This window comes from Aliiglaciecola lipolytica, assembly GCF_018860635.1.
Lineage (GTDB): Bacteria > Pseudomonadota > Gammaproteobacteria > Enterobacterales > Alteromonadaceae > Aliiglaciecola > Aliiglaciecola lipolytica_A.
The window spans coordinates 1-14,229 of the sequence record NZ_JAHKPT010000011.1; the positions used below are offsets into that span (position 1 = coordinate 1).

Consider the following 14,229-nt stretch of genomic DNA (forward strand, 5'->3'; position numbering starts at 1 on the left):
TACCCATTTTTGTAAGGTGGTATATCCAACTTCCATTGCATCGGCAGCTTGCCTAACTGGATAACCTTGAACAGTGATCAACTCAATACATTCTAATTTAAATTCGGCTGTGTACTTCTTCATTCTTACCTCATTGGTTTTTGATATCATACCTCCAACAAAGTGTTTTGAATAATTAGACCATTACAGTGACAAAAATCCTGAAGCTCGTTTTCTCTTATTGTTCTGATTGTGACTAATTTGCCTTTGAGCATGGAGGATTCTAACTCGGTAATTTGTATGGTGTGTCAAGATTATCAGGCTGCGACATATAGTCCATGTCGGAGACAAATAATTGGTCTTTTTTCACCCTTATTTTACTGCCAATATAAGAGCTTGAGTTCAGTTTTTTTACGTGGGAAATCAACATGAATATTCTTCATTGGCTCTATATTGCGGTATTACTTGTGCCCGCAATAATTAGGCTTGTGGATAAAGTGGCGTCTGATACTGGCGGTGTAGTTAGTCGTTACAGTCCTTTGTTTGTTGCACTGATTTTGTGTCTCGGAGTTGTTGGATATGTCACAAGAACACCAATATTTAGACGCGGGTTTTGGCTACTTTGGTTTTGGCTTTTAAATATTATGTTGTTGAGTGTGCTTATCTATTTTATTTTTACTTTGTTGAGTAACACAGTTGAGATTTATGTCGCGTTATGCTGGTTCTTGTTGTTGATTGTCTGGATTGCGCCGGCACAACGCTGTATATATTTGTATGTCTATAAACAAAAGAAACTTTGGCGTTAAATGAGTATCGTTTCTCACGTAGCTATTACTATTATGAAACTGATTTTTTAGTCGTGAACCAGAAGCTTTGCTAGCTTGAGAATCAAGTAAATTGTGCTACTGGCTGAATTTTAGATGGGCAAAAAAGTCGTTATCTTTAAATCGTTTACATCCTTTTCGATACAGATATTCAACATACTGTTTCTTAACGCTCACTGGACTATACCGGCTTTTCAACTGCGTAATACTGCATTACTTTGCGGCGCTCGACGCTTTCAACGATTTGTTCATTGTATGATTAGAGAAAGGTGTACCAATAGTTAGAAACAACTATGCATAAATTTTACCTTTAATTCACTTGCTATGAACGATAGTACCCATAATAAAAGGGGGAAAGCATGCGACGGTTAGCAATTTTTGGTGCAAGTGGTTACTTGGGGGCGCATTTGATTGATGCGGCGTTAAGCGCAGGAATGAGAGTGACTGCTTTTGTGAGGAACATCCCTAAAGAGGGCAGAGCACGGGATCCGCGAATCGAGTATCGGAAAGTAAATATTACTTGTCCACAATCACTCAATACTCAGCTTTTGGATTGCGATATGGTTGTGACTACTGTGGGGATTACTCGTCAAAAAGAGGGGTTTTCATATGAAGATATAGATTATGGAGCAAACCTTAACATTCTCCGTGAGGCCCAAAAAAGCGCTATTAAAAAGTTTGTTTACATTGGCGTTTATAAGGGAACTCTGTTCACTCAAACAGAATTATGTAAGGCCAAAGAGCGGTTTGTCGATGAACTGGAAAATTCAGGGCTGCAGCATTGCACAGTCAGACCAACTGGCTTTTTTTCGGATATGACCGAAATTTTTAATATGGCTAGAAAAGGTCGAGTGTACTTGTTTGGTGAAGGGCATCTATTACTCAACCCCATCCATGGTAGAGACTTGGCCGACGCAATTATTTACGAGCTGTTATTGAAGCCAGAACCGCTACCGCAGAATTTCGAAGTGGGGGGGCCAATCGTATATAGCCAAAACGAAATTGCTGAACTCGCCTTTCAGGTACTCGGTAAAAAACCAATAATTACACGACTACCTAATTGGTGCAGATTAGTCATGTTATATCTCGGGAAAATGCTTCTTTCTCCGAAAGTATTCGGGCCTTATGAGTTTTTTCTTACAACAATCGCGACCAATATGAATGCCCCTCAATATGGAAATATTTCACTCAAAACGTTTTTTCAAAACCTTGAGCATGAGCGAAAAGGGAGCAAAGTAAAGTAGGGAAATACATGCCTATTTTGAGCGTACATGTGGCAAGTCTACGCATTGTAAAGGGGCGTCAGTGCGATTGAACGTTTCGCCAACTAATCTCTTTAGCTAGATAAAAAAGGTAGGTGTTTCGGTTGGTAAGACTATTGGACAATGTTTAGCTAATTCACACTGTAATAAAGAAGAAGTTATTTATTTCAAAACAAGTATTTAAAGGTAAATATATGAAAAATATCACCGGAAGTTGTGTTTGTGGAAAAGTAGCGTTTAGCGTTGCGGACCAATTTGTTTATGCAGGTTATTGCCATTGCTCAATGTGCAGGAAGTCATCTGGGGCAGCGGGTACGGCAATTGGCGGCATTCCTAAAAATCTCTTCTCAATAACAAAAGGGCAGGATCATATTAAACGTTTTAATCGCTCTGCAGAAAGTATTTCTTATTTTTGTGAAAACTGTGGATCTACTCTTTATGGAGAAAAACCATCAATACATATGGTGCACGTAAGGTATGGTGCGCTAAATGATAGTCCTACGCTATTGCCCCAAGCGCACATGCATGTATCGTCAAAGGCTGATTGGTACGAGATTTCAGATGAGCTACCACAATTTAGTGAGTTTCCTACCGCTTAACTGTTAATACGTCGTGCTATTCGATATTCAAAGCAGGTGCATCATCGTTGCACCTGGAGCTATTCATTGGGGCAATGAAGTGGTCAATAAAATCCGGACACCTTTTTTAGCCAATTCTTCTGCTCTGTCCGGTGGTAGGCCATTGCTATATTGATGTGGCCTTTCCCAGTTGTAATAGTTCATCAGGTATTACTCCACATCTCATTTTTTTTCATGAATTGAATGGTAGCCAGTTGATGGCATCCATTCGGGTTTCAGACTTCTGTAGACGCGCTCCATCGAACTATTGTCCTAGCAGTTACCCCGGCGAGTCATGCTCTGGTTCATCTTATAACGCCACAGCCTCTGTCTGAATTTACGAGCACCGTATTGGGAACCTTGGTCGCTATGGAACATCACACCTTTGGGCTTACCTCTGAGTTCATATGCCATATCCAAGGCTCTTGCGGCAAGCTCCGCATCCGGTCGATGCGACATACTCCAGCCGATAACTCGTCGAGTGTGCAGGTCAATCACGACCGCCGCATAATGCTATGCCGAGCCGGTGCTGATGTAAGTGATATCACCGCACCAGACCTGATTGAGCCGCGCCACATTGAACTGTCTACCCGGTAAGTTTGGTATGTCTGGCCGTTCAACCTGCATATTCTCTTAGGCGTGCTTACATGGATGCTTACTCATTAGGCCTTGCTCTTTCATCAGCCGGCCGACTTTGAATCGGCCCATGACGATGCCTTCATCGCGAAGCATATCAGCAAGCGTGCGTGTGCCAGCAGACTGACGGCTCTTATCGAACATGCGCTTCACACTGGCTCGCTTTATGCGTCGCTTAGCACGAACTAGACGATGGCGCTTTCGCCGTTCGCATTAGCTGCTGACGCCAATCCCAATCGCTGAACAGACCAACTCTCTTGATTCATGCACCCTCAACCGGTCTATCATCGCGTGGATTTCAGGTCGTCGGACATTAAGAGTGCCTTAGTCTTTTTTAATATGGCCTTTCTCGTTCCAGCCTATTGACGCGAGCTTCAAACTCCTAAATAGGTTGCTGCTCTGGCGTCAGGGCTTTGGATTTCGGCGTGCTACCACCGCGTTAAGACTCAAGTTGCTGAACCCACTTGCGCAGAGTATTTTCATGAACATCCACGGCGCGTCCTGCTTCAGCCATACTGTAGCCCTGATCGAGCACCAAGCTGGCTGCATCATGTTTAAATTCCAGACTGAATGACCGTCTTTGTCTTCTAATTGAACACCTCGTTACTAAGTGTAATGCTCTTTAAACGGTGTTCGGGTTTAGTCTGCCACTACATCGTATAGATAAATTTGCAAGTTGTGAGCTAAGTGCAAACGCTTATAAGCGCAATCAACGTCCCTGTTTGATTGTGATATGTTGTTCGAAGAAATAATTACATTGTGAGTGAAGATGGATACGTTGACTAAATTCAACGTCTGGTGTGCTTTGCTGAAGCCTGTTATTTTTTTGTTTGAGACTAAAACGGATATGCCCGCACTGGTTTGGATCTCGGTAGATTAAGAGATCGTCTGATTGAGACGATCTCTATTGTTGAGTGGGGTTATTGATCGAAAAGACTGATTGCCGCTTCGATACCGGCATCATATCCTTCTTCACGCTCTTGTTGACTGAAAAAAGGTACCTCAATATCCACTGGTACGCCTTCACCCTCAAGCCAGTTTCCATCCACGTCGTAATAGAATTCACTTGATAGTGCAATGTCAAAACCATTAGGTAAAGTCCAGTCCATGATGTCTGAAAAAGCGCCTTGTGTGGTTTCTCCAATCAGCGTTACGTTATCTAATACGGACATAGACATAGCAAAGGTTTCTGCTGCAGATACTGTCGTAGCGCTTACCAACAAAGCAATCGGGCCAGTGAAAGTATGCTCACCTCTAGGCTCGATAAAAATCTCTTGTGTAGGCGATGTTTTTCCATGCTTTTTGGTATATGCCAACACCCGTGAATCTGCAAATCTGCTGGCGATTGCTAGACTGACAAATTCATGTCCGCCATTGTTGGTTCTCACATCAACAATCAACCCTTCTACATTTGCCAGATCAGACAGCGCTTCATCTAAGATCGCATCGATTGCTGCGATTTCGTCAGTATCATTTTGGAGCGTGTCAGCTTCGTCATTATCCTCATGAAAGCCTAACATTTTGCCAATATGCAAATAACCAATACCTTCATTCTCAAACCAAAAAACAGCGCCGTCTGCACGCTCCTTAATCGCATCTTCATCTACCGCATAGTTTGCGATTATAGCTTGTTGAGTGGCTAATCCCTGTTCAACATAAACTTGAAGTTGCTGGAGTTGAGTTTCAGTAATGATTTGCGCAGGTATCGGGAAAGGCATCCCGTTAGCTTCTGCAAATTCCTTCACTAAACGCTCTGCTAGAACAAGCTTATTATTGTAACTTACGGTTATGCCATCTGGTGTGCTCACTGAAGTATGAGCGTCTGCTAAAGGTTGAATCATATTGTCCATTGCAATAAGCAGATCTAAGTCACTCGAATCAGCGTTTATCGCTGCCGCCTGAGCTTGAGCGAGACCGAGCCAATCAACATTTTGAAGCTCGAAATCCATATAATACTCCTCGAATATTTGCGAGAAGATGGCGAATGTTTGTTCTGGATTACGGGTATGTCCTGCCTGACCTAGTAACGGCACCAAGTTAGTCTGACATGATAGTGGTAAATTTGACATCTTAAACAGCTCAAAACTGGAAGCTCTCATGTTCTGAGGACCATACCCTGCGAACCAGTCGAGAGTTCCATCATCGGTCAAATTGACTACACGGGTGATATCGTTGGTTGTTACATTATCTAGCTCGTCGACCTTAAAGCAGTAGTCACTGGTAAACTTATAATTAACTACGCGATCAATGCCAACGTCAACTGCAAGGCCTTTATCTTCGGAAATCCAAATACCTTGATAGTCTTGATCAATATCGTTCAGTCCAACCGTTTTGTCCGTATTGGATGATCCACAAGCTGCTAAAGTAATAGCGGCTGTAATTATGCTCAGTTGTTTAATCAATTTCATAATCATTCTCTCAGTAGTGGTTAATCGTTACTGAGCAAAAAATATTCGATGAAAGGTGAAATAGAGGTGAATAACGACTTTTTCTTTAAACAGGCTCTGTTGATTTAGCGTGCAAAACTAATCCACTCTAGTGGTTATTGGCAAGTAAAATTGACCCACCAATATTGTTTCAGTCCGAGCTTCGGTCTGTTTTGAGATTTTAGAAGTAAAACCTATCAATGGCTCAGGAATTCAGGCTAAGACGATATCGGAAATAGCAGATGTTTGTAATCGCTTCAAGGGAGAAGAAAAAGATGAACTTAGAAAACACATTGATCGTGTTAATTGGTCCACCGATAACTTAATAGCTCTATTGAAGAGAATAAACTATAAGGACGAAGTGCTGTCCATTCAAAGTGCGATCCTTAGTAGCACCGAAATGCCTATGAAATATAAAAAGGGATTTACCCATTACTAGCGAAGATGTCATCTCTTTTAGAGAACTTAATACTTGGTTAACAACAATAAGATCCCGGAGTTCGTCAATATACGTTGGAGACTTTGCAACGTAGGTGGTCGGTCGATATCAAAACCGAGCTCGCTGAGTGTCTCTTGATACAGGTTATTCAGTAACGTTTCATCAAATGAGCAGTAATAAAATGCTGATGAAGGAGAAAACTCGTCAGAGTTGATAACGCATGACGACAAAATTTCATCTGATGTTTTCCTTATCAAATTTGTGAAAAGCATTGAACGTAGCTTCAGGGGAGAGCAGCGTGCTGAAGCGATCCGACTAATGTTTGAACAAAACTTCGTAAGTGCTTGCTCCAAATGATGTGCGGAGCGGAATCCGAGTTGTGGGCCCAGCATGCCGAGTGAATATTTCTTTAGCAGTTTAATAATGACTTCAGGCAATGGCGCAGTTCTTTTTAGATTATTTGGGGCAAGAAGTTTCTCTGATGACTGGTTTATAAGGTACCGTCCAGGTAGAGCTGGGAAGGGTGATGACCATGTTCTTTCATCCGTATTTAAGCAGAGTATTTGACATAGTTCGGCGTCTTCAGTGTTAACAGATGCTGCAAAAACTGCCTCTACCTCCATAGACGTAACAATGGTTAATAAAGATGCAAGTTTTAGCTCACTATCCTGACTGGTCAGAATCGCATCAATAATTCTCTTGGTTTCTAGTGGATTGTTTCTGACCCAGTCTAAAGGTAAGTATTGATTGTCCATCGCACATCGATATTGAGTGCTTGAAAGCCTGGATATCCGCTCTTCAAATGTAAAATCGCTGTCTGACAAAGAGGGATCTTCACTGAAGATCGTTTCGACCTGAGATTCATCATCTTGTTTTTTTTCATATGCACGAACATATGAATTGAAATCGTTAGTGTCTGATATGCCGTCATCTATTGTGAAGCGAGCATCACTAACCCTGTTACGAGGTATCTGTTCTTTGCTCGGGGGACAATTAAGGTAGTAAGAGTCCCTTTGATTCAGCGTTTCATTGAAGGCGTTCTTTAGAGTAATGAAAGCCGGTTTTACGTTGCTGAAGAGGGTATGAATGGGGCCATGGCCACTGTGCAGTAGTTCTAGAATTTGATTAACGTCAGTCCCTTCCGGTGGCCAATCAATATCACGTTGTTTTTCTACACAAAGCTTTCTAATTTTGGCGCACAAAGCGTTAATTGATTGAGGTGTAGAGCGAGAGACAGTCGGCACGAAGCATGGATTCTGACAACGCCATATTACCAAAAGCGACATCAAACACTTTACGACGTAAGTTTGTTCAACCGAATCAATGGCAATACGTTGCGTTAAACACGCGAGTATTTCGTTATCTGCATACCGGCCAAAGAACACATTATTTTTATTTCGGCTTGAGCTCTTTGCTTCGAGCCGATTATGAACATGTTGAAAATCGACGAGGACAGATACGGTTTGAGTGGGCAATTTTCTGGACAGGAAATCGACGTCATCCAAAAGTGCTGACAATCTTTCAATCGACTCGTACAAGCCATCAACGCTATTTCTCAAACCTAATATTTGAGTAGCAAATTTTATGTGTGGCTCGGTATCACTAACCTTACCAGAGAGTCTTTGCTCAACGTGCTTGATAACTGGGGTCACTTCTTCCATGTGACATTGTCCGAAGGTCTGTTGTCGATACGATTAAAAAATAGTAAAAACGTGACAGTTTGTCACTAATTAATATTCTAAGGGTTGTGATATTTTAAAAAATGTCACACTATAAAATCTATAAGTGCATGATAAATAATAAAAATAAATATTTATAAAGATATTAAGGTAAAATTAAGTGCAATTAAATGATAGATAAAAATGAGGCTCATAACCCGAAGGTCGTAGGTTCAAATCCTGCTCCCGCAACCATACGAATAGACTCGCTATTTATAGCGGGTCTTTTTTTTGCTAAGCCAAAAGGGTTTAGCACCAAATCAACGTCACCATTAGCCTTTAACTCTAGCTTTTCCACTAAAGAGCGTATTGCAATTTTAGCCTCGTTTGACAAATCATCAGTAGTAAGCTCATCAATATAGCGTCGAAATTTATCCGCTATACCGTTGTTATTAACTTCCTTTAATGAGGGCGCAACTTGCTTGAGTTTGGCTTCTTCTAACCTGACCGAGACCTCTGCCAATGAATCTGCAACTAACTTGGGATCTATGCCGGCTTTAATTGAGTTAATTAGGTTTACTTTTTCTGCCTCTAGCTTAGCGACAACACTTTTAGTGTTAATTGAGGACTTTTGACTGTCTCTAACTAACTCTCGCATCGATTTATTGTATTCTTGAATAACAACATCAACTACGTCAGTTTTGAGAAGCTCTGATTTAATCGCACTCAATGCTGCGGATTCGACGGTTATTCTTTTAACTAACTTTTTGTTATCGCAAGTACCCTTATTCCTCGCTGTGCTACAACCGTATGATATGCTATTAGACATAGAAGCCCCTCCACCACAAACATTGCATTTAAATAAGTCACTAAATAAATACTTAGCCCGCATTTTTGGTTTTTTTACTCCGTTTGGTGAACTAACCAAGTTTTGTTTTGATTTGACTGCTTTCCACAGCTCTTGTGATACGATTCTAAGGTTTGGAACGTTTTTCATTACCCAATCACTTTCATCGTTGAGCCTAGAGACTCTGCGCCCGGTTTCTGGATGTTTCACATATCTCAATCGATTCCATATTCTCACCCCAATGTATAACTCATTGTTTAAAATTCCAGTGCCACGCTTTTTGTTACCGTTGATAGTTGAGCAACCCCAGTCAGCGCCATTTGGTGCACTAATACCCTTTGCGTTAAGCTCTTTCGCTATTGTTTTGGCTGACTTGTCATTGTATGCATAGTCTTCAAAAATTTTTCGAATGACTTTACTTTCATCGTCGTTAATTTCGAGTTCACCTTTGATTAGATTGCCCGCGCAGTCGAATTCTCTGACCGGATTATATCCATAGCTTTTACCACCTGCCGACTTTCCATTCTCGACTTTACCTCGCAAGCCTCTCTTGGTTTTGTCCCTTATAACGTCTAGTTGCATTGCATTCATAGTGCCTTTTAAACCGATATGCATCGATCCAATCTCACCGTCTTCTATTGTAAAGATTTTTACATTACTGAACGCTAAGCGTTTACGGATGTTAGCAATGTCACCTTGATCTCGACTCAACCGATCGAGGGATTCACATAAGACAGCATCGAACTGATGCATGTTTTCCATCAGGGACGCTAATCCTCCTCGATTCATGGATGAACCTGAAGCAGCTTTATCAGAAAAAAAACTGGTTATTTTAAAATTGTGCCTCTTTGCGTAGGCCTCACACTCTCTATATTGATCTTCGATAGAGGCTGCACTCTGTAAATCTGTTGAATATCTTGCGTAAATAACTGTCTTCATTTTTTAATTCCTTTCTCAAAATCTCGCTTTGCCACTTCTTTCGACAGTACCCTAGCAATAGAGATAATTCCTCGTTTTGTGTCACCTAACTCTGTCATATCGATTTTTACATTCATAACAGAATCCCCCTTGGTCTGAACCTTCTACATGAAGTCATGTTCTTATCATCGCCCACGACAGCCCTTCTATTCTTAACCAAACAGTCTAAAACTCCTGTTTCAGAGGTGTTCACAGCTATTCCCTTTGTTATCCCTAACATTTATATCATCCTACTTTAAATAAATTCAGACGTATCATAGCTCAGCAAGTTGGCTATTCCATTCAGGGTACTTAAATCGTAAAATCGGTTGGTATTTTTGAATATGTGATATAATGCGATGTTTGTATTTTGGCTCATTATTCAGTTGTTAATATCGATAACTAGGGTTTATTATCATATTGATCAATAATACTTTCAAAATGATAAAATGACGTTGCACAGACAGCTTAGTGTAAAGTACCGTTATAAACATTATTTTTGAAATCATGCCAAGTGGTGGTTAGCACTACCAGTAATGCCACATATCGCGTTATAAGTATGTTGGAGTCCCTCTATATTCTTGCAGGCGAGGTCTATCGGTCGAGACCCATTAAAGGGGGAATTGTGGTTAATCATTCTCATATAACCATAAATGTTCTCAGGATTTTCAAAAATCATTCGTAACTCTTCGTGGATATTCAATAATAGCGAAAGTCTCATATGTAACTCACTTGGAGTTGACTCATTAATCAAAGCTGTTTTTTGATTTTCATTTAATTCCCATTTTTCGAAAAGACGGCTTACTATTCCCACAATTTCAGTAACTTCAGGGTTCTGGGCTTTCATATAGCTTCACTCCTTATTTCAACTATTGTTTGATAAGAATTAATACTGTTTTCAAAGAAAGAACTATTAATTAATGCTAACTCTTTTAACTATATTCACCTAATTATTTTTATCTAAGTTGTTGAAAAATAATAAATGATTGACAAAATTTCAAGGTCGCAGAAGTAGAAGAGTTTTGCTTTAAAGTAACAAGGAAGAAACTAAGCACCATTAGAAAAGGAAATGTCAATTCATTCACTGGTGAGACTAAAGTTTATTATCTAACTAAAGTAATTGATGATTTTAAAGATAGCGACAAAATTGTAGCAGTGTCATTACTAAGGGAAACTGTTGGTCTAATTACCAAGCGACTATGACGCTAGGACTTTATCAGTTGGAATTTATTTTGACCACTACTATTGAAGCGGCATTGAACGCTGAAATGGATGAGCATCTTGGCTATGAGAAGCACAAAAAGTCCACCTCAGTGAACAGTCGTAACGGTAAGAGCAGCAAACGCGTTAAAACCGAAGATGGTGAGTTTGAACTCGACACGCCTCGCGACCGTGACGGCTCCTTTGAACCCAAGCTGGTCAAAAAGCATCAATCCCGCTTTACGTCCATGGACGATAAAATCCTCTGGCTTTACGCACAAGGCATGAGCACTCGTGAAATAGTCAACGCATTCGATGAATGGTACGGTGCGGAAATATCGCCGACACTGGTTTCTCGCGTCACTAATGCGGTTATTGAGCAAGTCGTGGAATGGCAGTCGCGTCCATTAGACTCTATTTACCCGATTGTGTATCTCGACTGCATCGTGGTCAAAGTACGCCAAGATAAACGCATCATCAACAAATCTATTTTCCTGGCATTGGGTATCAATACTGAAGGTCACAAAGAGCTGATGGGCATGTGGATTGCTGAGAACGAAGGGGCTAAGTTCTGGCTGAACGTCCTAACGGAACTTCAGCAGCGAGGTGTGCAAGACATCCTCATCGCCTGTGTTGATAGTCTTAAAGGCTTCCCTGACGCCATCAATGCTGTATTCCCACAAACGCATATTCAACTGTGCATCGTACATATGGTACCTAATTCGTTGAAATACGTGTCATGAAAGGACTACAAAGCCGTTACAACAGACTTAAAGCGCGTGTACCGTTCTTCAACCGCCGATGAGGCGCTGGCGGGAATTAAATTTTCGAATTAAGTTTATGATATTTATGGGTAAATGTTTTTGTTTTTGTTTTTAATATGCCTATTTGTATGCCTAAATGTTAAAGTACCTTACTTAAAATATTGAAGTATGTTCTACTGATCAAGTTTATTAGCATTAATATTAAATAAAGAGCATGCATAAAATACAGGTCACAAATCCAATCGCTTTATTAACAAATAAAGCTAGTAGATGTTACAAATGGCTTGATACGTTAGTTTCAGTCCTTCAATATTTTGGCATGCTAGATCAATTGGCCGAGTGCCGTTAAATGGTTCATTATGATTTATCATGGTCATAAAGCCATAGACGTTTAACGGGTTATTAAACATCAATCGTAGTTCTGCGTGGATGTTTAATAAAAGCGAAAGTCTCAGATGTATCTCGGGTGAAGTAGTTTCGCCAATTAAGACCGTTTTTTGCTTTTCATTCAGTCCCCACTTTTTAAGTAGCTCTATCACTATAGTAGTAACCTTGCTCAACTCAGCGTCTGTTACTTTCATATCGTTTGATTCAGTAGGAGAAATATCTGTCATTTTTTAGCTACTATAACACTTTATCTATCTACAAATATTATCTTAGCTTACTATTATAAGCTACTTTTACATTGCTAACTCATTGAAAAATAATAAATGATTGACAAAAAACTAGTCGTCCAATTTAAGTTGTTTGTTCATGAATTGCAGAAGGTGCTATATGATTTATACGGAAGCGATAGTTAATACTTATCTGCTCAATAAGTTTAAGCGCCCCAAATACAGTTTGTGTAAAGAACAATTGTCTATGACCATCATACCACGCCCCAAGAGAGTTGATTAAGTTGCTAAATGTAACTTAGTTCAATGTAAAAACACTCAAAAAGCCTCTGCTGCGGTAAAAAAAGAACTGCACTTACTTTGTCAGGGTAGAGTTATTGAGATGGTTGTAATATGGGGTTGTAGATAATATAAGCTCGAATACTAAACCTGATTTTGCGATGCAACCTTTTCACAACGTTAGAACGAAAATTCACTGAACTGTAATTGATTAGGTGTGGTAGCTTAGACTCGATCTAACATTTAGTTCAAATGCCTGCGATTTAATCTGAACGTCAGAAATGTACGTATACCTGCCGTTCGGGATTGTTAGGTATGAATGGGTGCAATGAGCGATAAGCGGACCTTGAACAGAAAAACGAATTCTAATAAGGTCGTTTAAATCTAGATTGGATGAGTGATATCCTGTTTATCTCAAATATATCACCTCCCTAAGTTCTTTAGGGAAAAATATAAATTGTTTAGGAGTTTACATGGAAGGGCAAGCTGATTTAGAGGTGTTATTTAAAGGCTATTATCGAGCCAAGGATGCAACAGTTAAAGAAATCTGGAAGTGCGGTAAAATTATTCCAGATGCTAATATCCTTCTCAATCTATATCGCTATTCCGACGAAGCTCGCGAGGCACTTCTTAACTTACTAAGCAAGCATAGTGAGCGTGTATGGCTGCCCCATCAAGCCGCTCATGAATACTTTCAGAATCGAGCTGTTGTAATTAACGAACAATCTATAAGCTACGATGCAACCTTTGACAATATTAATAATTTGTATAAGTCGTTCAACCAAAAAAATCGCCATCCTTTTTTGCCGTCGGAGTTATTGGGTGAGGTTGAAGTGTTATTCGGCAAGCTAAACAAGCATCTCGAAGCTGCCAAACAATCCCATATAAGTCGTCTTAATAACGATGAAATACAAGGAAGAGTAACCGAAATTTTTGGTAAAAGAGTCGGACTGCCTCTTTCCGACGATAATTTGAAAGCGCTTTTTGAGGAAGGTAAAGTCCGGTATCTAAGCAAAATACCACCCGGTTATGAAGACGCTGAAAAGTGTAATGATGAAAAAGACGAAGTTGGTCAGAAACGTCGGTATGGTGACCTTATCATGTGGAAGCAAATCATTGCTTATGCAAAAGAGAATCAAACTCCTGTTATTCTGATAACCGAAGACAACAAGGAAGATTGGTGGTTAAAGAAAGCTGGAAAAACGTTATCAGCTCGACCGGAATTACTCAAAGAGTTTTATGATGAAACCGGACAGGAGATACAAATTTATCGTACAGAAAGCTTTCTTTATAACGCCACCAATTATTTATCTGAAGAAGTCAGTACTGAGGTTATTGAAGAAATAAAGCTCTTGCAGAGCGAACCTGTTTTTTATGACGTTGTTCAACGCTCGCCTTCCTTCTATGATTTAGCAGACTATATTTCTACAAATTTCGAGAAAGGAGATGTGCTGCCGGGAGAAAGAACAATTGCGGAAGCTATTGACTGGAATAGGTCTGGTGTCAGAGAGAACCTAGTTAGACTAGATACAATGGGCTATGTGGCAATAGAGCATGGAAAGAAAACTAAATTAATTGAAAATTTACCGCCTGTATCATTGGAGATGCGCGGAAAGCACAAAAAACAAAACAAATAACGCTTTAATCAAATGGTTATAATACCTTATAACAAAGGTCAGCTATTGGCACTTTTCTGCCATTGAATTTAATTCTCGCAATATATAACC

10 protein-coding genes and 2 pseudogenes are annotated in these 14,229 nt (G+C 40.1%); 5 read left to right on the forward strand and 7 right to left on the reverse strand.

Annotation, left to right across the window (positions count from 1 at the left end; all coding sequences use genetic code 11):
- Window positions 1-150, reverse strand: a 150-nt coding sequence (locus KO530_RS22200) for a transposase (protein ID WP_216047423.1), incomplete at its 3' end; no start/stop codon positions are given.
- 257 nt (window positions 151-407) lie between these two features.
- Between KO530_RS22200 and KO530_RS05185 the strand changes: the two genes are divergently transcribed.
- The 3 genes from KO530_RS05185 (at window position 408) to KO530_RS05195 (ending at window position 2,664) form a co-directional block, all read left to right on the forward strand.
- Entirely contained in the window at window positions 408-785 is a 378-nt protein-coding gene (locus KO530_RS05185; protein ID WP_216047351.1) for a hypothetical protein, read from the forward strand.
- 377 nt (window positions 786-1,162) lie between these two features.
- Complete coding sequence (locus KO530_RS05190) at window positions 1,163-2,047, forward strand: SDR family oxidoreductase (RefSeq protein WP_216047352.1); 885 nt, start codon at window positions 1,163-1,165, stop codon at window positions 2,045-2,047.
- A 212-nt stretch (window positions 2,048-2,259) separates the two neighbouring features.
- A complete protein-coding gene (locus tag KO530_RS05195) occupies window positions 2,260-2,664 on the forward strand; it encodes a GFA family protein (RefSeq protein ID WP_216047353.1) in 405 nt (134 codons plus the stop codon).
- Window positions 2,665-2,727: 63 nt separating this feature from the next.
- Here KO530_RS05195 and KO530_RS05200 read toward each other — a convergent pair.
- From KO530_RS05200 to KO530_RS05220, 5 genes and pseudogenes are all read right to left on the reverse strand, one after another.
- Window positions 2,728-3,910: pseudogene (locus tag KO530_RS05200) on the reverse strand (IS3 family transposase).
- A gap of 328 nt (window positions 3,911-4,238) precedes the next feature.
- Window positions 4,239-5,726, reverse strand: a complete 1,488-nt coding sequence (locus tag KO530_RS05205) for a S41 family peptidase (protein WP_216047354.1) — start codon at window positions 5,724-5,726, stop codon at window positions 4,239-4,241.
- Between the two features lie 483 nt (window positions 5,727-6,209).
- Window positions 6,210-7,835, reverse strand: coding sequence for a hypothetical protein (locus tag KO530_RS05210; RefSeq protein WP_216047355.1), 1,626 nt, complete (start codon window positions 7,833-7,835; stop codon window positions 6,210-6,212).
- Between the two features lie 217 nt (window positions 7,836-8,052).
- On the reverse strand, window positions 8,053-9,627 hold the full coding sequence (locus KO530_RS05215; RefSeq protein ID WP_216047356.1) for a recombinase family protein: 1,575 nt from the start codon (window positions 9,625-9,627) through the stop codon (window positions 8,053-8,055).
- Between the two features lie 523 nt (window positions 9,628-10,150).
- The gene (locus KO530_RS05220; protein ID WP_216047357.1) at window positions 10,151-10,492 is read right to left on the reverse strand and encodes a hypothetical protein; all 342 of its coding nucleotides are present in this window, start codon (window positions 10,490-10,492) and stop codon (window positions 10,151-10,153) included.
- Window positions 10,493-10,874: 382 nt separating this feature from the next.
- On the opposite strand from KO530_RS05220, the pseudogene KO530_RS05225 reads away from it, so the two are divergent.
- Window positions 10,875-11,657: pseudogene (locus KO530_RS05225) on the forward strand (IS256 family transposase); the annotation flags it as partial.
- A 215-nt stretch (window positions 11,658-11,872) separates the two neighbouring features.
- Here the strand turns inward: KO530_RS05225 and KO530_RS05230 are convergent.
- A complete protein-coding gene (locus KO530_RS05230) occupies window positions 11,873-12,223 on the reverse strand; it encodes a hypothetical protein (protein ID WP_216047358.1) in 351 nt (116 codons plus the stop codon).
- Window positions 12,224-12,975: 752 nt separating this feature from the next.
- Between KO530_RS05230 and KO530_RS05235 the strand changes: the two genes are divergently transcribed.
- A complete protein-coding gene (locus tag KO530_RS05235; protein ID WP_216047359.1) occupies window positions 12,976-14,139 on the forward strand; it encodes a PIN domain-containing protein in 1,164 nt (387 codons plus the stop codon).
- Window positions 14,140-14,229: the final 90 nt, after the last annotated feature.